The sequence below is a fragment of the Oxalobacteraceae bacterium OTU3CAMAD1 genome (genome assembly GCA_024123915.1).
Taxonomy (GTDB): Bacteria; Pseudomonadota; Gammaproteobacteria; order Burkholderiales; family Burkholderiaceae_D; genus Rugamonas.
In genome coordinates this window covers 4,415,636-4,438,769 of record CP099650.1, presented here as the reverse complement: position 1 = coordinate 4,438,769, position 23,134 = coordinate 4,415,636, and the positions used below count along the sequence as shown (strand labels likewise).

General features: G+C 60.4%; 18 protein-coding genes and 4 tRNA genes. 14 read left to right on the top strand and 8 right to left on the bottom strand.

What is annotated here, in order from left to right; all coding sequences use genetic code 11:
- The first annotated feature begins 43 nt into the window (after positions 1-43).
- A complete protein-coding gene (locus tag NHH88_19100) occupies positions 44-367 on the top strand; it encodes a hypothetical protein (GenBank protein USX11808.1) in 324 nt (107 codons plus the stop codon).
- 16 nt (positions 368-383) lie between these two features.
- On the opposite strand, the gene NHH88_19095 is transcribed toward NHH88_19100, so the two are convergent.
- From NHH88_19095 to hpnC, 5 genes are all read right to left on the bottom strand, one after another.
- Complete coding sequence (locus tag NHH88_19095; protein ID USX11807.1) at positions 384-854, bottom strand: hypothetical protein; 471 nt, start codon at positions 852-854, stop codon at positions 384-386.
- 262 nt (positions 855-1,116) lie between these two features.
- Positions 1,117-1,449, bottom strand: a complete 333-nt coding sequence (locus tag NHH88_19090) for a low molecular weight protein tyrosine phosphatase family protein (GenBank protein ID USX11806.1) — start codon at positions 1,447-1,449, stop codon at positions 1,117-1,119.
- 98 nt (positions 1,450-1,547) lie between these two features.
- The gene (locus tag NHH88_19085) at positions 1,548-1,898 is read right to left on the bottom strand and encodes a DUF2200 domain-containing protein (protein ID USX11805.1); all 351 of its coding nucleotides are present in this window, start codon (positions 1,896-1,898) and stop codon (positions 1,548-1,550) included.
- Between the two features lie 12 nt (positions 1,899-1,910).
- A complete protein-coding gene (locus NHH88_19080) occupies positions 1,911-2,402 on the bottom strand; it encodes a DUF1579 domain-containing protein (GenBank protein USX11804.1) in 492 nt (163 codons plus the stop codon).
- Positions 2,403-2,486: 84 nt separating this feature from the next.
- Complete coding sequence (gene hpnC / locus NHH88_19075) at positions 2,487-3,329, bottom strand: squalene synthase HpnC (GenBank protein ID USX11803.1); 843 nt, start codon at positions 3,327-3,329, stop codon at positions 2,487-2,489.
- Between the two features lie 156 nt (positions 3,330-3,485).
- Here hpnC and NHH88_19070 point away from each other — a divergent pair, with 156 nt between their 5' ends.
- From NHH88_19070 to NHH88_19015, 12 genes are all read left to right on the top strand, one after another.
- Positions 3,486-4,643 carry an efflux RND transporter periplasmic adaptor subunit gene (locus tag NHH88_19070; GenBank protein ID USX11802.1) on the top strand — a complete coding sequence of 386 codons (1,158 nt, stop codon included), beginning with the start codon at positions 3,486-3,488 and terminating at the stop codon, positions 4,641-4,643.
- Positions 4,640-7,741, top strand: coding sequence for an efflux RND transporter permease subunit (locus NHH88_19065; GenBank protein USX11801.1), 3,102 nt, complete (start codon positions 4,640-4,642; stop codon positions 7,739-7,741). Before NHH88_19070 ends, NHH88_19065 begins: the two co-directional genes overlap by 4 nt.
- A gap of 232 nt (positions 7,742-7,973) precedes the next feature.
- Positions 7,974-8,060: transfer RNA gene (locus tag NHH88_19060), tRNA-Leu, on the top strand.
- Between the two features lie 32 nt (positions 8,061-8,092).
- On the top strand, positions 8,093-9,442 hold the full coding sequence (gene tig / locus NHH88_19055) for a trigger factor (GenBank protein ID USX11800.1): 1,350 nt from the start codon (positions 8,093-8,095) through the stop codon (positions 9,440-9,442).
- 136 nt (positions 9,443-9,578) lie between these two features.
- Positions 9,579-10,166 (top strand): ATP-dependent Clp endopeptidase proteolytic subunit ClpP, encoded by a 588-nt coding sequence (gene clpP, locus NHH88_19050; protein USX17378.1) that lies wholly within the window; start codon positions 9,579-9,581, stop codon positions 10,164-10,166.
- A 172-nt stretch (positions 10,167-10,338) separates the two neighbouring features.
- Entirely contained in the window at positions 10,339-11,607 is a 1,269-nt protein-coding gene (gene clpX, locus NHH88_19045; protein USX11799.1) for an ATP-dependent Clp protease ATP-binding subunit ClpX, read from the top strand.
- Between the two features lie 276 nt (positions 11,608-11,883).
- Positions 11,884-14,295 carry an endopeptidase La gene (gene lon, locus NHH88_19040; protein USX11798.1) on the top strand — a complete coding sequence of 804 codons (2,412 nt, stop codon included), beginning with the start codon at positions 11,884-11,886 and terminating at the stop codon, positions 14,293-14,295.
- A 212-nt stretch (positions 14,296-14,507) separates the two neighbouring features.
- On the top strand, positions 14,508-14,780 hold the full coding sequence (locus NHH88_19035; protein USX11797.1) for an HU family DNA-binding protein: 273 nt from the start codon (positions 14,508-14,510) through the stop codon (positions 14,778-14,780).
- Positions 14,781-14,840: 60 nt separating this feature from the next.
- Positions 14,841-14,916: transfer RNA gene (locus NHH88_19030), tRNA-Val, on the top strand.
- 44 nt (positions 14,917-14,960) lie between these two features.
- A tRNA-Asp gene (locus tag NHH88_19025) sits at positions 14,961-15,037 on the top strand.
- 28 nt (positions 15,038-15,065) lie between these two features.
- Positions 15,066-15,142, top strand: a tRNA-Asp gene (locus NHH88_19020).
- A 348-nt stretch (positions 15,143-15,490) separates the two neighbouring features.
- Complete coding sequence (locus tag NHH88_19015) at positions 15,491-17,368, top strand: SurA N-terminal domain-containing protein (protein USX11796.1); 1,878 nt, start codon at positions 15,491-15,493, stop codon at positions 17,366-17,368.
- Positions 17,369-17,526: 158 nt separating this feature from the next.
- Here NHH88_19015 and NHH88_19010 read toward each other — a convergent pair whose 3' ends face one another.
- The 3 genes from NHH88_19010 to NHH88_19000 all read right to left on the bottom strand — a co-directional run bounded on the left by NHH88_19010 (position 17,527) and on the right by NHH88_19000 (position 22,238).
- Positions 17,527-19,998: a TonB-dependent receptor gene (locus NHH88_19010; GenBank protein ID USX11795.1), complete on the bottom strand. Its 2,472-nt coding sequence runs from the start codon at positions 19,996-19,998 to the stop codon at positions 17,527-17,529.
- A gap of 594 nt (positions 19,999-20,592) precedes the next feature.
- Positions 20,593-21,654, bottom strand: a complete 1,062-nt coding sequence (gene mnmH, locus NHH88_19005) for a tRNA 2-selenouridine(34) synthase MnmH (GenBank protein USX11794.1) — start codon at positions 21,652-21,654, stop codon at positions 20,593-20,595.
- On the bottom strand, positions 21,651-22,238 hold the full coding sequence (locus NHH88_19000) for an arylesterase (protein USX11793.1): 588 nt from the start codon (positions 22,236-22,238) through the stop codon (positions 21,651-21,653). Before NHH88_19000 ends, mnmH begins: the two co-directional genes overlap by 4 nt.
- Before the next feature lie 73 nt (positions 22,239-22,311).
- On the opposite strand from NHH88_19000, the gene NHH88_18995 reads away from it, so the two are divergent.
- Positions 22,312-23,085 carry an ABC transporter ATP-binding protein gene (locus NHH88_18995; protein USX11792.1) on the top strand — a complete coding sequence of 258 codons (774 nt, stop codon included), beginning with the start codon at positions 22,312-22,314 and terminating at the stop codon, positions 23,083-23,085.
- Positions 23,086-23,134 lie beyond the last annotated feature (49 nt).

Here is a 23,134-nt window from a genome sequence, read left to right as displayed (position 1 = left end):
CGGAATTCGATAAAATTCTGCTTTAACCTTACTAGATGAAGTCATGCCAGACATCAAAGAATCTGATTGGAGACATGTGCGGGATCTGAAGCCGGTTCTGCTGGATCGTTATTGCAGGCGGATACTGTCAGAATTCGAAAAGATAGCCTCCAAGCACGAGGATCCTGCGCACCCGCGCTATCTTGCATTGTACAAATTAGTGCATGGTCGCGACCGCGAATTGGGTGACATGTTTAACGATTTAAAACGCTCAAACGCCATTTTCAAGATTTTATTTTTACGACAAAATGGCGTGTTTACCGAGGAGGAATTTGCGGGCTTCAGCGACGAGACCAAGAGCAGGATTATCGCTTTGCAAGCACCTTAACGGCGGCCTCCGACGATCAGCGGCCCGTTAAAACCAGAAGCTTCCCGCCTTTTCGTTCAAAATCTCGACGGGAGACTTCGGTCTCAATGGCCGCCAATCCGTCAGGGCTGTAAATATCCCGGTAGAGCAACTGTGGCTGCTTGGCTATCTTGCGAAATTCCTGAAAGGACAACGTGGTGATATCGACGTCATAGCTAGGCTCCACGATCACCGCAACCCAAGAGGCGAGCAGGTCGGTCCTGTTCAGGATTTTGTTCACGCGCTCTTCCAGCAGAAGGTACCCGCTTGAATCCTCCAACGTCTTGTTGAATTCATCGTCGGTCAGGGTCGTCACAACCAGATCGTGATTGACGCCGCTTGTCAGCGATACCCAACCATTCGTTGCCATGTCCGTGTCGGCAGAGAATTGAACGACAGGGAATTTCTTGCCCGTTTTTTCCGACCTCAGCCACAGAATGGCATCGTAGATTGCCGCCAGCCTCGTCATTTCGTCGCGTCGGGCGATATTTGTTGACGACTCGTTTGATTTCTTCTGCTGAAAAAATATGAGATCGTCCCGAAGGCCAGGCCGAATAGTATTGTCGGACCCCATCGGTAGCCGGTGGCCGGTCCCTGAATCAAGGTGTACAAATAGCTGCCGAAGATGGAACCCAAGGTGCTGCTGAATAAGGTAATCAAAAATTTTTTCATATTGTTCTCGAAATTGAGAGGTAGGCTTGCCGGGGGGAGCCTACTACTGGCCGCCCCTGCTACGAAGAAGCACGCAAGAATTTTCCGGCTTTTGCCTCCAACAACTTGATGAGCTCAGGCTGCATGTATTCGTAGTCGTCGGGAATGTCCAGGCAGATGACGCGCTTGCCATTCAGATATTTGCCAAATTTGGCGGAGAGACGGTTTCGATGCGCCTTCTCCATGACAAAAATGATGTTTGACCAAGCAATCTGCTCCGGCGAGAGCGGTACAGTGGCATCGCCACCTAAGCCAGCTGAGTCTGTTTCTACATCCGGCCAGCCAGCGAATATCTGTTCAGCGGTAGGGCTGCGCAATCGATTCTGGCTGCATATAAATAGCGCTTTTTTCATTTTTCCGTTCTTGTTCTACGTGCCGCGAATCAGGAGCATGTCCAGCGATAGTCGAGCTCATGTCCGAATGACAGACTTGACCCCGCAGCGAGTTTTGTTTATTCCCGCAGTATTTTTGTCATCGGCTTTCCTTTGGCCAGCTCGTCGACCAGCTTGTCCAGATAGCGGATCTTTTGCATCAGCGGGTCCTCGACGTCCTCCACCCGGACGCCGCAGACCACTCCTTTGATGAGCGAGACGTTCGGGTGCAGTGCCGGGGCGTTGGCAAAGAATGTCTGGAAATCGCTTTCCTGTTCTAGCTGCCGATCCAGTTCCGGCTTTTCATAACCCGTCAGCCAGCAAATAATCTGGTCGACTTCGTCCTTGGTCCGGTTTTTCCGCTCCGCCTTTTGGACGTACATCGGGTAAACCTTCGAGAACGGCATTGTGAAAATTCGATGTGTGGACATGGCTGTTCTCCTCTACGAGCCTATCCTGAAGAACTCCATCTTCCAATTGGTTTCCCAGGTGCGCCCGGCGTCGTTCGAAAATGCTTGTTCCCAGCGCGGATTTTCGCCCGGCGTCGCGGTCCAGGTAAAGCGGACCTTGATCGCTTTCCCGTCCAGCATATCGTCGGCGAAGAATAAGCCGATGTGGTCGTCGAACTTGCCCACCACGGGCGTATCGAGTTGCGTGGGATTGCGGCCGTCCAGCCACCAGATCGACCACTCCCCGGTTTCGCGGCAATACGAACGCATCGCCACCGCGCGTACCGAGCCTTCGGGGAAGTGCAGGATGTTGTCTTCCAGATTCCCGAAGCCGCCAAGTATCTTGCTCGTCGAGGATAGCCCTTCGAAATCCGTCCATTCGGCGCAACCGCACATGCGCGCATTGAGGCGATGGTGTTCGACGCGCCAATCGCCGATGATGAAATCGAAATCGGCCGGCGCGGCGGGGTCTGGTGGTAGAGGCATCTGTGCTGGCTTTCTCAACTTGAGGTCAAAACGCAGTATAGAAGCACTGTTATCCTTCTGGCAAGCACGGGCGGCCCGCAGCGTTTATGCCGCGCTCAGCACCCGTTTCAGTTGCCGTTTCATGCGCACCGACGCCCAGAACACGCTCAGCCAATCCCGTTTCGTCAGCTTCGGACGATGCAGGAAGACATCGTATTCCGCCTCTTCGATGGCGTCGAGGATACGCAGGCCGCCTTGCACCATCATCCGCAGCTCGAAGCCGATCCGTCCCTTCAACCGCAGTGCCAGCGGCGCGCCGCTCAGCATCAGGGCGCGCGCGCGATCGACCTCGAACTTCATCATCGAGCGCCAGCGGGGGCGGGCGCTGGCCTGGTCCAACGCTCCCGGCAGGATGGCGTAGCGGTTCAGGTCCTCCAGCGGAATATAAATGCGCTCCTTGTGCAGGTCGATCGCCACGTCCTGCAAAAAATTGATCAGCTGTAGGGCGCTGCAGATCGCGTCCGAGTCGCGCAGGTTCTGCTCGTCGGCGGCGCCATATAAATGCAGCATCAGGTGGCCGACCGGATTGGCCGACCGCGAGCAATAGTCCAGCACCGCCTCATAAGTCTGGTAGCGGCTGACCACCACATCCTGCTTGAAGGCCGACAGCAACTCGTACATCGGCTTGAGCGGCAGCCCGTACTCGCGCACCACTTGCGCCAGCCGCTCGAACATCGGCGCGTGGCCGCTGTCGCCGGCGGCGATGCGGTCGAGCGCGGCTTCGTAGGCGCTCAGGGCGGCCAGCCGTTCCTCCGGCGTGGCGTCGCCCTCGTCGGCGATATCGTCGGCGCTGCGGGCGAAGGCATAGATGGCTTCGACCGCTGGACGTAGACGACTTGGTAACAAAATGGAAGCAACGGGGAAATTCTCGTAGTGATCAACTGACATACACACCCAGCCTAAAGCAATATTTTTAGATTAATGACGCAAAAGTCATTTGCAAACGGATTTGCTCGGCTTATAATTAATTAACGGAAAGTCATTTATTTCCAACCCGTAATAGTAGTGCCAACTACCCTCCAGAGCAAGGAAAAGGAAAGTACTGTGGTCGCCCCCAAAATTCCGCGTCAGATTTCCCCATTATTAATTGCGTTGCTGATGGCCGCCACCCTGGCCGCCTGCTCCAAGCCCGTCGAGAAAACCGAAGATATCCGTCCCGTGCGCGCCATCGTCCTGAGCAGCAGCGACGTCGATGTCAACGCCGAGTTCTCCGGCGAGGTGCGCGCCCGCGTCGAGTCGCGCCTGGGCTTCCGCGTCGCCGGCAAGATCGTCAGCCGCAAGGTCGATGTCGGCACCTTGGTCAAGAAGGGCCAGGTGCTGATGCAGCTCGATCCGCAGGATTTGAAATTATCGCAGGCCCAGTCGCTGGCCGCGCTGCGTTCCGCTGAAACCAGCCGCGACCTGGCCAAGGCCGAGCTGAAACGCTACCAGGAGCTGCGCGCCAAGAATTTCGTCAGCCAGGCGGTGCTCGACGAGAAGGAGTCCACCTTCAAGTCCGCGCAGTCCAATGTCGAGGCGTCCCAGGCGGCCTATCGCGGACAATCGAACCAGGCCGGCTATGCGGCGCTGGTGTCCGATGTCGACGGCGTCGTGACGGCGGTGTCGGCCGAGGCGGGCCAGGTGGTCCAACCCGGCACCGAGGTGGTGCGCGTGGCCAAGTCCGGCGAGAAGGAGATCGTCATCGGCTTGCCGGAGGATAAGGTCGATATCCTGCGCAAGATTTCGGACGTGCATGTGCGGCTGTGGGCCGATCCGAGCAAAACGGTGATCGGCAAGATCCGCGAGATTTCGCCGGTGGCCGATCCCGCCACCCGCACCTACACCGCCAAGGTGACGATTCCCGACAGTCTGGCCGAAGCCAAGCTGGGCATGACGGCGGTGGTGCGGTTCGCGTCGAAGACGGAGACGCCACAGATCAAGGTGCCGCTGACGGCCTTGTTCAACGAGAAATCGGTGACCTCGGTCTGGGTGGTGGAGGGCGGTGTCGCCAAGCTGGTGCCGGTCACGGTCACCGGCGCGGCCGGCAACGACTTGATCCTCGGGAGCGGCGTCAAGCCCGGCCAGACCATCGTCACGGCGGGCGTGCATCTGCTCAAGCCGGGCCAGAAAGTTAAGATCCTCGGTAACGACGTGCCACTGGCGGCACCGGCGCAGGCAGCGCCGGCCACTCCTGCGGCGCCTGCGGCCGGGGTCGCCAAATGAATGGCTTCAACCTCTCACGCTGGGCGCTCGAACATATCCCGCTGACCCGCTATCTGATCGCGGTGCTGCTCATCGGCGGCGCCCTCAGTTATAGCAACCTGGGCCAGGACGAGGACCCGCCGTTCACCTTCCGGGCGATGGTGGTGCGCGCCAACTGGCCGGGCGCGACCGCGCTGCAGGTGGCCGAGCAGGTCACCGACAAGCTGGAAAAGAAGTTGCAGGAAACACCAGGCATCGATGAGATCAGCAGCTATTCGAAGCCGGGCGAGACCCTGATCATCCTCAAGCTGCTCGAATCGACGCCGCCGAAAGAGGTCGCGCAGTCCTGGTACCAGGTGCGCAAGAAGATCGGCGACATGCGCGGCACCTTGCCGCCGGGTGTGCAGGGGCCGTTCTTCAACGACGAGTTCGGCGATACCTACGGGTCGATCTTCGCGCTGTCGGGCGACGGTTTCACCTATGCCGAGATGAAGGACTACGCCGATTTCGTGCGCCAGCAGTTGCTGGGCGTGAAAATGGTGTCCAAGGTCGAGCTGTTCGGCGTGCAGGACGAGAAGATCAACATCGAGTTCTCGCACAAGAAGTTTTCCCAGCTGGGCATCCCGATCGAGACCATCGCCAACCAGATCGCCACGCAGAACAGCGTCGAGTCGACCGGCGTGCTGGTCACGCCGACCGACAACCTGCAGGTGCGCGTCACCGGCGCGCTGAAAACCGTCAAGGACCTGGAAGAGCTGGAACTGCGCGCCAACGGCACCACGTTCCGCCTGGGCGACTTCGCCACCATCAAGCGCCAGTACCAGGACCCGCCGGGCGACAAGATGCGCTTTAACGGCAAGGAAGTGATCGGCCTGGGCGTGTCGATGGAGAAGGGCGGCAATATCATCGAACTCGGCAAGCACATGGAGAAAACCGTGGCCGAGATGAAGGCCAAGCTGCCCGTCGGTATCGAGCTCGAGCGCGTTTCCGACCAGCCCGAGGCGGTCAAGGCGTCCGTGGGCGAGTTCGTCCATACACTGATCGAAGCGGTGCTGATCGTGCTGGCCGTCAGTTTCGTCGCGCTCGGCCTGCACACCAAGCCATTCCGCCTGGACATCCGTCCGGGCCTGGTGGTGGCGCTGAGCATTCCGCTGGTGCTGGCCGTGACCTTCCTGTTCATGCGCATGCTCGACATCGACCTGCACAAGATCTCGCTGGGCGCGCTGATCATCGCGCTGGGCCTGCTGGTGGACGACGCCATCATCGCGGTCGAAATGATGGTGCGCAAGATGGAGGAGGGCATGTCGCGCTTCGACGCGGCCACCTTCGCCTACACCTCGACCGCGATCCCGATGCTGACCGGCACCCTGATCACCGTGGCCGGCTTCCTGCCGATCGGCCTGGCCAAGTCGGCCGCCGGCGAGTACACGTTCTCGCTGTTCTCGGTCAACGCGCTGGCGCTGATCATTTCGTGGGTGGTGGCCGTGACGTTCACGCCTTACCTCGGCTATATCTTGCTGAAGGTCAAGCCGCACGCCGATGGCGCGAGCGAGCACGACCTGTTCGACACGCCCGGCTTCCGCCGCTTCCGCGCGGTGGTCAACTGGTGCGTCGAGTTCCGCAAAACGACGATTGTGCTGTCGCTGGCGGTGTTCGCGCTGGGCGTGTACGGCTTTAATTTCATCGAGAAGCAGTTCTTCCCGGATTCCAGCCGTCCCGAACTGATGGTCGAGATGTGGACGCCGGAGGGGACGACCTTCGCGGCCAACGAGGCGCAGGTCAAGAAGTTCGAGGCGTTCATCCGCAAACAGCCCGGCGTGGTCAGCGTGACCAGCTATGTCGGCACCGGCAGCCCGCGCTTCTATCTGCCGCTGGACCAGATTTTCCCGCAAACCAACGTCTCGCAGATCGTCGTGTTGCCCAAGGATTTGAAGGCCCGCGCCGAATTGCGCCAGAAGATCGTCGATGTCTTCAAGGTCGATTTCCCCGAGGTGCGCGGCAGGGTCAAGCTGTTGCCGAATGGTCCGCCGGTGCCGTATCCGGTGCAGTTCCGCGTGACGGGCACGGAAGTGGCGAAAGTGCGCGCCATCGCCGACCAGGTCAAGGACATCATGCGTGACAACCCGAACACGCTGGGCGTCAACGACAACTGGAACGAATCGATCAAGGTGCTGCGTTTGGACCTGGATCAGGACAAGATGCGTGCCGTTGGCGTGACTTCCCAGACGGTCATGCGCGCGGCCAACACGATTCTGTCCGGTACCACCGTCGGCCAGTTCCGCGAGGACATCAAGCTGGTAGACATCCAGATCCGCCAGCCCATCGACGAGCGCAACACGATCTCGATCCTGAACGATACGAATATCCCGACCGCGAGCGGCAAGTTCGTGACGATCAGCCAGCTGGCGCGCGCGCACTTCGTGTGGGAGCCGGGTGTGGTGTGGCGGGAAGGGCGCGAATGGGCGATCACCGTCCAGGCTGACGTCGGCGACCACATCCAGGGACCGACCGTGTCCGGACAGATCGATCCGAAGTTGAAGGCGCTGCGCGACGCGCTGCCGGCCGGCTACAAAATCACCGTCAAGGGCGCGGCGGCCGACAGCGGCTCGGCCGAGGCGTCGATCGCGGCCAACCTGCCGCTGGCGATCTTCATCATCTTCACCTTGCTGATGCTGCAGCTGCACAGTTTCTCGCGGGCGTTGCTGGTGTTCCTGACCGGTCCGCTGGGCGTGGCCGGGGCGGCGATGGCGCTGCTGTTGCTGGGCCGTCCGCTGGGCTTTGTCGCCAACCTGGGCATCATCGCGCTGTTCGGCATGATCATTCGCAACTCGGTGATCCTGGTCGATCAGATCGAGCAGGACATCAAGGCCGGCCACGATCCGTGGACGGCGATCGTCGAATCGGCGGTGCGTCGTTGCCGTCCGATCATCCTGACGGCGGCGGCGGCCGCGCTGGCGATGATACCGTTGTCGCGTTCCGTATTCTGGGGGCCGATGGCGGTGGCGATCATGGGCGGCCTGATCGTGGCGACCGCGCTGACCTTATTGTTCCTGCCGGCGCTTTATGCGGCGTGGTTCCGCGTTAAGAAGCCGACCGGCGACGCTGTTAAAACCCATTGACGGCGGGGTCGTACCCTTAGGGGTACGACCCCAAAACCGGCCGCTTTGCGGGTTAAATAGGCAAAAATGGACGAAAAACAGCCGAATACCTTGCTTAGTTTAAAAATCACCACATTTCGCTAAAAAACCCGTTAGAATACCGCGTTGAAGTTGAAAGCTCCCACGGAGAATAGTGGGGCCAGGGCGACCGTTTTCACTTACGAGTCGCCCTTTGCTTTTGTGCAAACATGCCGCGAGGATGGCGAAATTGGTAGACGCACCAGGTTTAGGTCCTGACGCCAGCAATGGTGTGGGGGTTCGAGTCCCCCTCCTCGCACCAACTGTATCACTATTTTTTTGGACGATTTTTACATGGCAACTGCAGTCGAAACCTTGGGCAAACTCGAACGTCGTATCACGATCTCCTTCCCGCTGACCGAAGTCCGCAGCGAAGTTGAGAAGCGCCTGAAAGTGCAAGCCAAAACGGCTAAGGCACCAGGCTTCCGTCCGGGTAAAGTTCCTCTGAAAATGGTCGCAGCACAGTACGGTTATCAGATCGAGACCGAAGTGTTGAACGACAAAGTTGGCCGCGCTTTCAACGACGCCGCAAACGAAGCCCAGCTGCGCGTAGCTGGCTACCCGAACATCCAGCCGAAGGAAGACTCGCCAGAAGGCGTGCTGACCTTCGACGCGACGTTCGAAGTCTACCCGGAAGTCGTCGTTGGCGACCTGACCACGGTGGAAATCGAAACCGTCAAGGCCGACGTCTCGGAAGCCGAGATCGACAAGACCATTGAAATCCTGCGCAAACAGCGCGTGCACTTCCACACCAAAGGCGAAGCCGGCGAAGCCGGCGAACACGGCGACGGCGGCGAGCCGGTTGCTGCCAATGGCGACCGCGTGACCGTCGACTTCGTCGGCTCGATCGACGGCGTTGAGTTCCCAGGTGGCAAAGCTGAAGACTACCCGTTCGTGCTCGGCGAAGGCCGCATGCTGCCGGAATTCGAAGCCGCGACCGTCGGCCTGAAGGTCGGCGAAGCCAAGACCTTCCCGCTGGCTTTCCCAGAGGACTACCATGGTAAAGACGTCGCCGGCAAAACCGCGTCGTTCACCATCACCCTGAAAAAGCTGGAATGGGCGCACCTGCCGGAAGTCGATGCCGAATTCGCCAAATCGCTGGGCGTGGCCGATGGCGACGTCGCCAAAATGCGCGAAGACATCAAAGTCAACCTGGAACGCGAAGTCGCCGGCCGTGTCAAAGCCCGCAACAAGGAAGCCGTCATGGATGCGCTGGTGAAAACCGCCACCCTGGACGTGCCGCAGTCGCTGATCGCCCAGGACAGCGAGCGCCTGGCCGAAATGACCCGCCAGGACATGGAACAGCGCGGCATGAACGTCAAGGACGTGCCATTCCCGCAAGAACTGTTCGCGGAAAAAGCCGAGCGTCGCGTACGCCTGGGCCTGATCCTGTCGCAACTGGTCGGCGAGAACAAGCTGCAAGCCCAGCCTGAGCAGGTCAAAGCGCAAGTCGAAGACTTCGCCCAGAGCTACGAAGACCCGCGCGAAGTGCTGAAGTACTACTACAGCGATCGTCGCCGTCTGGCCGAGGTGGAAGCTCTTGTATTGGAAGAAAACGTCGTCAACTACGTCCTGGGCCTGTCGAAGACGTCGTCCAAGGTTGTGGCCTTTGACGAACTGATGGGAAGCAACGCTCAAGCGTAATTCAGCACGGCCGAAGTGATAATTTAGCTGACAAGTTTGCTGTAACGATTTGTAGTAATATCTTCACTCCGGCCTAGCTGCTTCACAAGGAAATAGAATGACTGGTTTTAACCGTAATCCGGCGCTGGACACTGAAATGCTCGGCCTGGTGCCGATGGTGGTCGAACAAAGCGGTCGCGGCGAGCGTTCGTACGATATCTACTCGCGCCTGCTCAAGGAACGCATCATCTTCATGGTCGGTCCCGTCAACGACCAGATGGCGAACCTGGTGGTCGCCCAGCTGTTGTTCCTGGAAAGCGAAAATCCGGACAAGGATATCTCGCTGTACATCAATTCCCCCGGCGGTTCGGTCTCGGCCGGTCTGGCGATCTTCGATACGATGCAGTTCATCAAGCCCGACGTCTCGACGTTGTGCACCGGCATGGCCGCCTCGATGGGCGCCTTCCTGCTGGCCGCCGGCGCCAAGGGCAAGCGCTTCTCGCTGCCGAACTCGCGCATCATGATTCACCAGCCTTCGGGCGGCTCGCAAGGCATGGCGTCCGACATCGAGATCCAGGCCAAGGAAATCTTGTATCTGCGTCATCGTCTGAACGCCATCATGGCCGAACGCACCGGCCAAACCGTCGAGCAGATCGCCAAAGACACCGATCGTGATCGTTTCATGTCGGCGGAAGAGGCTGTAGAGTACGGATTGATCGACAAAATGTTGTCCAACCGGGCTTGATGCTTTCATCGCAGCATTGCTGCGGAGTATTGCTGTAAAACGCGCCCGGGCGATCAATCGTTCGGGCGTTTCGTTTTTATTTCGGGTAGCATGTAGTGGTAGGCGGACTTTTCCGGAACGCCACACATGCTGCAACAGCAAAGCCATTCTGTAACTCAAAGAAAACTGCCCCATGTCAGACAAAAAATCCTCCAGCGGCGAAAAATTACTGTACTGCTCGTTTTGCGGCAAGAGCCAGCACGAGGTAAAGAAACTCATCGCCGGCCCGTCGGTCTTCATCTGCGACGAATGCATCGACCTGTGCAACGACATCATCCGCGACGAGACCTCGGCCATCGAATCCGTCGCCGGCGCCAAGTCGGACCTGCCAACCCCGCATGAAATCAAGGACTTGCTGGACCAGTACGTCATCGGCCAGCAAACCGCCAAGCGCATCCTGTCGGTGGCCGTGTACAACCACTACAAGCGTCTGAAGCACCTGGGCAAGAAAGACGACATCGAACTGGCCAAGAGCAACATCTTGCTGGTCGGTCCTACCGGCTCTGGCAAGACCCTGCTGGCGCAAACCCTGGCGCGCATGTTGAACGTGCCGTTCGTCATCGCCGACGCCACCACGTTGACCGAAGCGGGCTATGTGGGCGAGGATGTTGAGAATATCATCCAGAAACTGTTGCAGAGCTGCAACTACGACGTTGAGAAAGCGCAACGCGGCATCGTCTATATCGATGAGATCGACAAGATCTCGCGCAAGTCCGACAACCCGTCCATCACGCGCGACGTGTCGGGCGAGGGCGTGCAGCAGGCGCTGTTGAAACTGATCGAGGGCACGATGGCGTCGGTGCCGCCGCAAGGCGGGCGCAAGCATCCTAACCAGGACTTCGTGCAGATCGACACCACCAACATCATGTTCATCTGCGGCGGCGCGTTCGACGGCCTGGCCAAGGTCATCGCCAACCGGTCGGAAAAGTCGGGCATCGGCTTCTCGGCCAGCGTCAAGAGCAAGAAGGAACGCAACGCCAGCGAAGTGCTGATGGAAGCGGAACCGGAAGATCTGATCAAGTTCGGCCTGATCCCCGAGCTGGTCGGCCGTCTGCCGGTCGTCGCCACGCTGTCGGAGCTGACGGAAGAGGCGCTGATCCAGATCCTGATCGAGCCGAAGAACGCGCTGGTCAAACAGTACTCGAAGCTGCTGGACATGGAAGGCGCCGAGCTGGAGATTCGTCCGGCCGCGCTGCACGCCATCGCCAAGAAAGCGCTGGCCCGCAAGACCGGCGCGCGCGGCCTGCGTTCGATCCTGGAGCACGCTTTGCTGGACACGATGTACGAGCTGCCAAATGAAACCAATGTCACCAAAGTGGTTATCGATGAAAATACGATCACCAGTGGCGCCAAACCTTTATTGATATATCAAGACCAGGCCAAAGCCTCTGGTGAGAATTAAATAACTTGTGCACACTTGCCCCACGCCGACGCAAAATTCATTTCGCATCCGTGAGGCAAGGCGGTACAATTTAAATCAATAAAAGAGCAGGCTTCATTCGAAAAGCCACACGTGACAGCCGCTGTCGCGCGTGGCTTTTTTATTGGATGGTTCTTTTAGAATGGGCTGGCCACTTTGAAAAGACTCTTTTTTAAGGGAATTATTTCTTGTAGTCCGGTCTTGTGATTCGGCATATCAGCGCCCACATCATAATCACGCTTTCACATAAGGTACGCCATGACAACTTCCAAATTAACAGAGCAAACTCAACTGCCGTTATTGCCGCTGCGGGACGTTGTAGTTTTCCCGCATATGGTGATACCACTTTTCGTAGGCCGACCAAAGTCGATCAAGGCGCTGGAAGCCGCAATGGAGCAGGGCAAGAGCATCATGCTTGCCGCGCAAAAAGCGGCCGCCAAGGACGAACCTTCTGCCTCCGATATCTACGAGATCGGCTGCGTGGCCAATATTCTGCAAATGCTGAAGCTGCCCGACGGTACCGTGAAGGTGCTGGTCGAGGGCTCGCAGCGCGCGCGCATCAACCGCATCACGGATACGCCGACGCACTTCGTGGCCGACCTGACGCCGCTCGATTCCGAGCTGGGCGACGATTCGGAAATCGAAGCGATGCGCCGCGCGATCGTTCAGCAGTTCGACCAGTACGTCAAGCTGAACAAAAAGATCCCGCCTGAAATCCTCGCTTCGCTGTCGGGCATCGACGACGCCGGCCGCCTGGCCGACACCGTCGCCGCGCACCTGCCGCTGAAGCTCGAGCAGAAACAGGTGATCCTGGAAATCTTCAGCGTCGCCAAGCGCCTGGAACATCTGCTGGGCCAGCTGGAAGGCGAACTCGACATTCTGCAGGTCGAGAAGCGCATCCGTGGCCGCGTCAAGCGTCAGATGGAAAAGTCGCAGCGTGAGTACTACCTGAACGAGCAGGTCAAAGCCATCCAGAAGGAACTGGGCGAGGGCGAGGACGGCGCCGATCTGGACGAGCTGGAGAAGAAGGTCGCGCTGGCGAAGATGCCGAAAGAGGCATTGGACAAGGCCACCGCCGAGCTGAAAAAGCTGAAGCTGATGTCGCCGATGTCGGCTGAAGCGACCGTTGTGCGCAACTACATCGACACCCTGGTCAGCCTGCCGTGGAAGAAGAAGTCCAAGGTCAACAACGACCTGTCGAACGCTGAAAAAGTGCTCGAGGGCGACCACTACGGCCTGGACAAGGTTAAAGAACGCATCCTGGAATATCTTGCAGTCCAACAGCGCGTCGACAAGCTGAAAGCGCCGATCCTGTGCTTCGTCGGTCCTCCAGGCGTGGGTAAAACCTCGCTGGGCCAGTCGATCGCCCGCGCCACGAACCGCAAGTTCGTCCGCATGGCGCTCGGCGGCGTGCGCGACGAGGCCGAGATCCGCGGCCACCGCCGTACCTACATCGGCTCGATGCCGGGCAAGGTGCTGCAGTCGCTGGCCAAGGTCGGCGTGCGCAATCCGCTGTTCCTGCTGGATGAAATCGACAAGATGGGCGCGGACTTCCGCGGCGATCCGTCGTCGGCCCTGCTCGAGGTGCTGGACCCTGAACAGAACCATACGTTCTCGGACCACTACATCGAAGTCGACTTCGATCTGTCCGACGTGATGTTCGTGGCGACGTCGAACTCGTACAACATCCCGCCGGCGCTGCTGGACCGCATGGAAGTCATCCGCCTGTCCGGTTACACGGAAGACGAGAAGACCAGCATCGCCCAGCGTTACTTGTTGCCTAAGCAGATCAAGAACAACGGTCTGAAGGAAGACGAGATCGCCGTCAGCGAAGCCGCCTTGCGCGACATCATCCGCTACTACACCCGCGAAGCCGGCGTGCGGTCGCTGGAACGCGAAGTGTCGAAGATCTGCCGCAAGGTCGTCAAGATGCTCTTGCTGAAGAAGTCGGAGAAGAAAGTCGCCGTCACGCCGAAAAACCTGGACAAGTTCCTGGGCGTGCGCCGCTACGACTTCGGCGTGGCCGAGAAAGAGAATCAGATCGGCCAGGTCGTCGGTCTGGCATGGACCGAAGTGGGCGGCGATCTGCTGACCATCGAAGCCGTGTCGATGCCGGGCAAGGGCGGCGTGATCCGCACCGGTACTTTGGGCGACGTGATGAAGGAGTCGATCGAAGCGGCCCGCACCGTGGTGCGCAGCCGTGCCAACCGCCTCGGCATCAAGAACGAAGTGTTCGAGAAGAGCGACATCCACATCCACGTGCCGGAAGGCGCGACGCCGAAAGACGGTCCTTCGGCCGGCGCGGCGATGACGGTGGCGATGGTGTCGGTGTTCACGGGCATTCCGGTGCGCGCCGACGTGGCCATGACGGGCGAGATCACCCTGCGCGGCGAAGTATTGCCGATCGGTGGGCTCAAAGAGAAACTGCTGGCGGCGCAGCGCGGTGGCATCAAGACCGTGCTGATCCCCGAGCAGAACGTCAAGGACCTGGCCGACATCCCGGACAATGTCAAAAACAAACTGGAAATCGTGCCGGTGCGTTGGATCGACAAAGTGCTGGAAATCGCGCTGGAACGTCTGCCTGAACCGCTGACGGAGACCGCGCCGGTGGAAGCGGTGGCCGCAGCCGCCGCCAAAGCCGACGGCCAAACAGAAGTGGTAAAACACTAACTTTTGTTCAGCATTAGTATCTGGTATTGCAAAAACAGGCGCTTTTATAGCGCCTGTTTTTTATTTTGGCCCACTTTTCTACAGTGCAGCGCTTGACACGACACGGGGCTGGCTTGTTTAATACGGCCTGAGATTTTTCTCGGCCAGGACTGCGGTTTTAAATACCGGAGTTTAGCGGCTAAACGATATAACCTTTGTGACGGGGAATTGCTTTGAATAAGACTGAATTGATCGACCATATTGCCACTTCCGCTGACATCTCGAAAGCTGCCGCTGCGCGCGCGCTGGACGCGGTGATCGACGGCGTGACCACGACCCTGCAAAACAACGACAGCGTGACCCTGGTCGGCTTTGGTACCTTCTCCGTGAGCGAACGCGCCGCCCGTACCGGCCGCAATCCGCGCACCAAGGAAGAGATCACCATCGAAGCAGCAAAAGTTCCTAAATTTAAAGCTGGTAAAGCTTTGAAAGATGCTGTAAACTAACGGACTTCGGTGAGCAGCTCATGTAAATGAGTGGTTCACTGGATGAAAAAGCGGCAAAACGGGCGGTTAGCTCAGTTGGTAGAGCGGAGCCCTTACAAGGCTTAGGTCGGGAGTTCGAGCCTCTCACCGCCCACCAGTTTTGCGGCATTAGCAGTAAAGTGTTGTACCCAGTGTTTTGTTGGAGCGGTAGTTCAGTTGGTTAGAATACCGGCCTGTCACGCCGGGGGTCGCGGGTTCGAGTCCCGTCCGCTCCGCCAACAAAATGCTATATATGTATGACCCAAAGGAGCGGTAGTTCAGTTGGTTAGAATACCGGCCTGTCACGCCGGGGGTCGCGGGTTCGAGTCCCGTCCGCTCCGCCAAGAACAAGATACCCCGCAGCTTATAATGAGCTGCGGGGTTTTTCTTTTGTGCGTTTGAATATCGCACTTGAATATCGGGATGTCGGTTTTATTATATGGCGCACCGCCGGAAATAAACCCCCGCAGGGCCCGGCGGGGTCGGACCCGCCGGGTCCGACCCCAGGTTGGAAGTGCGGGTTGAACGCCGTGCCGTTCTACCATGATTTACCCTTGCTAAGGGCAGGGGGGCACTGTAAAATCCGCCAACCGGAATTGGCGAACGCGAGTTCGCCTTTTTTGTATGTGCAAGTTCCACTCAATCCGAATTGGCTGACCATGTTTGAATTTATTCGTACCCATCAACGCTTGATGCAGATTCTCCTGGCGATCATCATCGTGCCTTCGTTCGCGTTAGTCGGCCTCGAGGGCTACAAAGGCTTCGGCGACGACGCCACCACGATCGCCAAGGTCGCCGGTCAACCGGTGAGCCAGCAAGAGTTCGACAACGCGCTGCGCAACCAGCTCGACAGCTACCGCCAGCGCATGGGCGAGCAGTTCGACCAGAAGATGTTCGACACCCCCGAGTTCCGGCAAAACCTGCTCGACCAGCTGATCGCCGAACGCGCGATCGCCGCCGAAGTGACCCGTTCGAACCTGAGCGTCACCGACGCCCAGCTGCAAAAGGCCATCACCGAACTGTTCGGCGGCCCGGGCACCTTCGACATGGAGCGCTACAAGCAGATACTGGCCTCCCAGGGCTTGACCCCGGCCATGAACGACGCCCGCATGCGCCGCGACATGGCCCTGCAGCAGCTGGCCGGCTCGGTGCAAAGCACCGGTTTCGCCCCGCGCAGCGTCGCCAAGACGCTGTCGGACATCGGCGCGCAGGAACGCGAAGTGCAGGAACTGTTGCTGCCGATCGCCGATTTCGTGCCGCAGGTCAAAGTCACCGACGAGATGGTCAAGGCCTACTACGAAAAGAACGGCAAGTTCTTTGAAGTGCCCGAGCAGGCCAAGATCGAATACGTGGTCCTCAACAGCGACGCCGTGATGAGCCAGATCGCCGTCACCGACGCCGAAGTCGCCACCTACTACAACGCCAACCAGGCCGCCTTCACGACGCCGGAAACGCGCCGCGCCGCGCACGTGTTGATCGGCCTGAAGAAGGGCGCCAACGCCGCCGAGACCGCCGCCGCCAAAGCCAAGGCCGACGCCATCGTCGCCGAGCTGCGCAAGAACCCGGCCGACTTCGCCAAGGTTGCCAAGGCCAAGTCCGAAGATCCGGTATCGGCCGAGCAGGGCGGCGATCTGGACATCGTCACCAAAGGCGTGCTGCCGGCGCCGGTCGAGGCCGCCGTCATGAAGCTCAAGCAGGGCGAGATCAGCGACGCCGTGCAATCGGAATTCGGTTTCCACGTGCTGACCGTCAGCGCGCTGACGCCGGCCGTCGTCAAGCCGCTCGACGCGGTCAAGACCGAAGTGGCCGAGGCGCTGAAAAAGCAAAAGGCCGCCAAGAAGTATTCGGAAATGGCTGAAGCGTTCACCAACACCGTCTACGAGCAGTCCGACAGCCTGAAGCCGGTCGCAGACAAGCTGGGCCTGAAGATTGAAACGGCCGCCAACGTCTCGCGCAATCCATCGCCGATGGCCGGCCCGGCGCCGTATAACAACGCCAAGTTCCTGGCCGCGCTGTTCTCGAACGACTCGATCAGCAGCAAGCGCAACACCGAAGCGGTCGAATCCGCGCCGAGCACCTTGATCGCCGGCCGCATCGTCGAATTCAAGCCTGCCTCGAAGCGTCCGCTGGCCGAAGTCGATGCCGGCATCCGTCAGCGCGTGACCATGGAAGAAGCCAACAAGCTGGCCACCAAGGCCGGCGCCGACAAACTGGCCGCGTTCAAGAAATCGGGCGACGCCACCGGCTTTGGCGCTGCCAAGCTGGTATCGCGCGCCAAGGCCGAAGGCATCAACGGCTTGGCCATGCAGGAAGTCATGAAAGCCGACACCAGCAAGCTGCCGGCCTACGTGGGCGTGGACGTGCCGGGCATGGGTTACGGCATCTATCGCATCGGCAAGGTGCAGCAGCCGGCCGAGCAGGATGCCGAGCGCCGCAAAACGGAAGCCGAGCAGATCAACACCATCGTCGCGCAGCAAGAGATGTACGAGTACATCCAGCTGCTGAAGGAACGCGCCAAGGTCAAGATCATCAAGCCGATCCAGACGGCAGCGGTCACCGAAGTAAAATAAGCTTGAGTTAGCAAGACAAAAAAAGCCCCGAACGCCAAAAACGTTCGGGGCTTTTTTATTGCGGCCGTCATGCGCCGGCCGCCAACCCGCACTGCGGCCACATGGGGTCGGACCCTGCGGGTCCGACCCCGGCGTCCGGGTTGCGGGTTAACGATGGATTAGAAGGTGTAACCGACCCGCGCGTAATAATATCCACCGTTGATGCCGATCGGCGAGAACGACGGATACTGCGTCACCGCCGCCGTGTTCAGCGCCGCGCGCGCCGCCGCCACATACTCCTGATTGACCTTGCCCGGATACTTGTTGAACAGGTTGTTGGCGCCGGCCGATACCGTCACCGCCTTCGTTACCCGGTACGATACCTCCAGATCCGTTGTGAACAAGGTGTCGATCTTGGTCTCGAAGTAGGTGACGTTGTTGAGCGAGCTATACCCCGACGACGGCCCGTAAATCGATTCCCGCAGGTTGACGGTCCAGTCTCCCTTCTTCCACAGCCCGCCCAGGTTGACGCGCACCTTCGGCGACGAGTTCTCCAGCGACGCGATGGCCGACTGGTCGAGCAGGCGCTGCGGCAGCAACTGCGACGGCGCCTGGTTGACCTTGGTCACCGTGACCTTGTTGTAGTTGGCCGCCGCCGACCAGTCCACCCGGCCCATATCGCCGAAATTGCTGCCGTACGACAGCACCGCTTCGATGCCCTTGTTGCGCGTGTTGGCCGCGTTCGAGAACACGCTGATGCCGGTGCGCGTGACCGTCGGGTCGAGGATGTTGCCGTTGGCGCGGATGGCCGCCACCACGGCCGGCGAATTGACCGTGTTGCCCGAGCCGAACAAGGTGCCGCTGCCGACGATGCGGTCGTGGATGCTGATGCTGTAGGCGTCCACCGTTACCGTCGCCTTCGGTACCGGATGGAACACCATGCCCAGGCTGTAGTTCTGCGACTTCTCCGGTTTCAGGCCGTTGATGCCGACCAGCGCGGCGGCCGGCGAGTTCGGCGCCAACTGCACCGAGGCCTGCGTCGGCGAGACGTTGGTGGCCGAATAGTATTGTTCGGCCATGGTCGGCGCGCGGAAGCCGTTGCTGACCGTGCCGCGCAGCGCGAACGCCGGCGTGAAGTCGTAGCGGGCCGTGAACTTGCCCACGCGCGCGCTGCCGAAGTCGCTGTAGTCCTCGAAGCGGGCGGCGACGTCTATCTTCAGGTTGGCGATCGGCGAGCCGGCGACATCGACGTAGACCGATTTGTTGTTGCGGTCGTGCTTGCCGGCGTCGGTCAGCGAGAAGCCCGGATACGATTGCGAGCCTTCCTTGTAACGCGAGGCAGGGTCGCCGGCGCCGATCTCGTAGCCGTCGCGGCGGTACTCGACGCCGCCGGCCACCGACAGCGGCGAGGCCCAGCCGACGGCGAACTCGCGGTTCACCTCCAGCGACGTGGTCCACTGGGTGGCGGTGAAGGTTCCCGCGTGGAACAAGGTCGGCGAGGCGCCGGTGTCGTTGAACAGCGAGATGTTGCCGGAGTTCTTGACGCCGATCTTGGCCTCGTCCTTGCCGTAGGTGCTGCTCAGGTCCCAGTTCCAGCCGGCCAGCTCGCCCTTGGCGCCGCCGGTGAAGCCGTAGTCGGTTTCGTCGAGGGTTTGCTTGGGGTTGAAGCCGTTCGGGTACATGCGCGGAATGCGGTTGGGCACGCGGTAGTTCTGGAACGAGTCGGCTTTCTTCTCGCCGTAGGTGGCGATGGTGTACAGCTCGGTGCCGCCCAGGTCGATGCCGCCGTTCAGGGACAGCAGGTTCAGGTGGTAGGCGGCGTCGCCGGAGATCTTGTTGGCGTACGGGTAGCCGTCGGCCTGGGTCAGGGTCGGCATCGACGCCAGGTTGGCCGGGTTGGTCACGCGCGGATCGACGTCCGAGCGCATGCTGTGGCCGTGGTACTTGGTTTCGCCGGTGAGGTTCAGGTAGCTGTTGGCGCTCGGTTCGAAGCCGATGTTGAAGCTGGCGTCGCCGGTCTTGCCGCCCTCGTCGAAGTAGCGGCCGGCGGTGCCGGTCAGCGAGCCGCCCGAGCTATCGTTTTTGAGGATGATGTTGATCACGCCGGCGATCGCGTCGGTGCCGTACTGGGCGGCGGCGCCGTCCTGCAGCACTTCGATGTGATCGATGGCGGCCACCGGGATGAAGTTCAGGTCGGTCGCGGCGCCGCCCTGGAACGGGCCGGCCAGCACGGCCAGGTTGGCGGTGGTGTGGCGGCGCTTGCCGTTGACCAGCACCAGGGTATTGTTCGGGCTCAGGCCGCGCAGGCGGGCCGACAAGGTCATGTTGGCGGTGTCGCCGCCGAAGGCCTGGGCGGTGAAGGAGGGCAGGTTCTGCGCCAGCGCCTGGATCAGGTCGGGCTGGCCGGTGCGTTCCAGCGAGCCTGAATCGAGCACCTGGATCGGCGATGCGCTGTCGACGGCCTTCAGGCCGCCGCGACGGGTGCCGGTGACAATGACGGCGGAGATGTTGTCGCCGGCGGCGGCCGGGGCTGGTGTTGCGGCGGCTGCAGCCTCGGCGGCGTCGGCGTCGGCGGCCATGACGTTCGCGGCCGCGCTGGCGGCCAGTGCCAGCAGTACGGCTTGGGTCAACAGGCGTTTTTTCGTGTGCATCGGATGCTTCATTGGTGCCGCTCCTTCAGGTTTTAAAAATTTAGGCGCAAGTGTCCCCAGACCCCGTCGCGGGGTTTTCTTTTGGGTTCGTGGTTGTGGGACGCCGGCATGAAACTGGCGTAAGGGACAATTACCTTATCGCAAGATGTATGCCAAGATAGCAAACTGAAAGCTATGTAAGTACTTTAGCTAACTGGAGGGGGTGGATGCCCCGGAAGGATTTTTTTGTGCAGAAATCCGCACGCGCCGCTTTGTAACAAAGTTGTTACAAGCGGCGTTGAGGGATGCACTGATTTGGGGGATGCACTACGGTGGGTGGGTCCTGGATGAGTTCGCGGCGGCGGATGCATGGCGGATTACGCTTCGCTAATCCGCCCTACGTGGTTCCTAGGTTAGCCATGCACCGTGCCCGTCGCGTAGGGCGGATCGGGAGGCGGGGCGTCGTCGAGGATATACGTAGGGCGGATTAGGCGGAACGCCGTAATCGGCCGTGCGCGAGCCGCCGACGGCGCATGCATGGCCGATTACGCTTCGCTAATCCGCCCTACGTGGATCCGTGGGTGGTCACGTGGCAGATGAGCCGTCGCCGGCGCGCTATTTTGCTGCGGCGATCAGGGTTGCCGCCGCCTTGTCGAACGCGACTGTGTCGATATCGTCAAGCTCCAGCACCGTGGCTTCGCCGAATTTGACGAAGTTGCGGTCGATCGAGCGCAGGTAGGCCGGGTCATAGTGCCGTTCAAGCAATTCCTCGACCAGCGGCGCCATATCGCCGCCGTCGGACATCGATTGCCAGCGCGAGATCGTCTCCCGCCCGTGCAGCGCCGTCAGATGTTCCAGCTGTTCGTTCAGCGACGCCGGACTGACCAGGAAATGCTGGTAATCCTCCATCAGCAAGCGCACGCGGTTGGCGCGCGACAAGGTTAGAGAAATACAGTCCGAGGCCCGCATTGACTCCATCAGCGCCGTCGGCACGCGCAGGTTGCCGACCTTCTTGCTCTCCGACTCGACAAACACCGGCAGCGCCGGGTCGAAGCGGCGCACGGTGTCCCAGATGGCGGTCTCGAACGCCTTCTGGCTGGGCTGCGGCTGGCTGGGCAGGTTGCCCAGCACCGAACCCCGGTGCGCTGCCAGCTGTTCCAGATCCAGCACTTGCGCGCCGTGCGCGTGCAGCACCTCCAGCAAACGGCTCTTGCCGCTGCCCGTCGTACCGCACACGACTTTGAAGCGCAGCGGCGGCGACACCTCCAGCGCGGCGTTGACGTGCGCGCGGAAGGCCTTGTAGCCGCCGTCGAGCTGCACCACCGGCCAGCCGACCTTGGCCAGGATGTGCGCCATCGAGCCGCTGCGGTTGCCGCCGCGCCAGCAATAGACCAGCGGCCGCCATTCGCGCGGCTTGTCCAGCCACAGCCGCTCAAGGTGGTTGGCGATGTTGGCCGCCACCAGCGCGGCGCCGACTTTCTTGGCCTCGAAGGAATTGACCTGCTTGTACATGGTGCCGACGCGGATGCGCTGTTCGTCGTCGAGCACTGGCGCGTTGATGGCGCCGGGCAAGTGGTCGAGCGCGTACTCGGACGGGCTGCGGGCGTCGATGATGGCGTCGAAACTGTTCAACTGGTGCAGCACGTCGTCGATGCCGAGAATTTCCGGATACTTCATTTTGCCTTGATGGTTTTTTGCAGCACGGGCCAGATATTGGCCAGGATGGTGGGGTGGGCCTGGGCCAGCGGGTGCAGGCGGTCGGGCTGGAACAATTGGGTCTTGTCGGCAACGCCGTCGAGCATGAACGGCACCAGCGGCGCCTTGAATTCCTTGCTCAACGTGCCATACATGGCGAAGAATTGCTCCGAATAGTCGCGCCCGTAGTTGGGCGGAATGCGCATGCCGACCAGCATGACCTTGGCGCCGGCCTTGGTGGCCGCCTCGTTCATGGCGCGCAGGTTGGCCTCGGCGGCCTTGACCGGCAACCCGCGCAGGCCGTCGTTGGCGCCGAGCTCGATGACGACCAGCGCCGGCTTGTACTTGGCCAGCAACGCCGGCAAGCGGGTGCGGCCGCCGCTGGTGGTCTCGCCGCTGACGCTGGCGTTGACCAGTACCGCGTCGATCTTCTCGTCCTTGAGTTTTTTCTCGGCCAGCGCCACCCAGCCGGCGCCGCGCGCCAGACCGTATTCGGCCGACAGGCTGTCCCCGAGCACAAGCACGGTTTTTGGTGCAGAATAGGCGCTCGCCGCTGCCGACAACATGAGCAGGGCGGCCAGTGCGTGTACACTTAGTTTCTTCGATAAATCTGTTACCAACTTACTCAATACATTTCGCATGCCCGATTTCCCTAAAGCGTCTTCCAATTTCGTGCCGGATGGTTCCGGCGGCGGTGGTTATAACACGGCGAACACGGCGACCGCCGTGGGGCCGGTCTCCCGGCTCGATAGCCCCGCCATCGCCGTCAGCGGCCTGGCCAAGCGGGTCGCCGATGCCAGTGGCGAACTGACGATTTTGCACGAAGTGGATTTTACCGTGCAAAAAGCCGAGACGCTTGCCATTGTAGGCGCTTCCGGATCGGGCAAGTCCACTTTGCTCGGTTTGCTGGCCGGCCTGGACACCCCGAGCTCGGGCAAGGTGGTGCTCGATGGCGTGGACATCTACGCGCTCGACGAGGATGGCCGCGCCGCGCTGCGCAAGGAAAAGCTGGGCTTCGTGTTCCAGTCGTTCCAGTTGCTGGCGCATTTGACGGCGGTCGAAAATGTCATGTTGCCATTGGAATTGAGCGGCGCCACCCATGCGCGCGAAAAGGCCGAGGCGATGCTGGATCGGGTTGGCCTTGGCAGCCGCTTGAAGCATTATCCCAAATATCTGTCCGGCGGCGAGCAGCAGCGGGTGGCGCTGGCGCGCGCCTTCGTCACCGAGCCCCCGCTGTTGTTCGCCGACGAGCCGACCGGCAGCCTGGACGCGGCCACCGGCGAGTCGGTCATCAAATTGATGTTCGAATTGAACCGTCAGCACGGTTCGACGCTGGTGTTGGTCACCCACGACCAGTCGATGGCGGCGCGTTGCGGCCGCACCATCACCATCGCGGCCGGGCGCTTGGTATAAGCAAACGGCGTTGGCGGCGCTTGGCGGATTACGGCGTGCCGCCTAATCC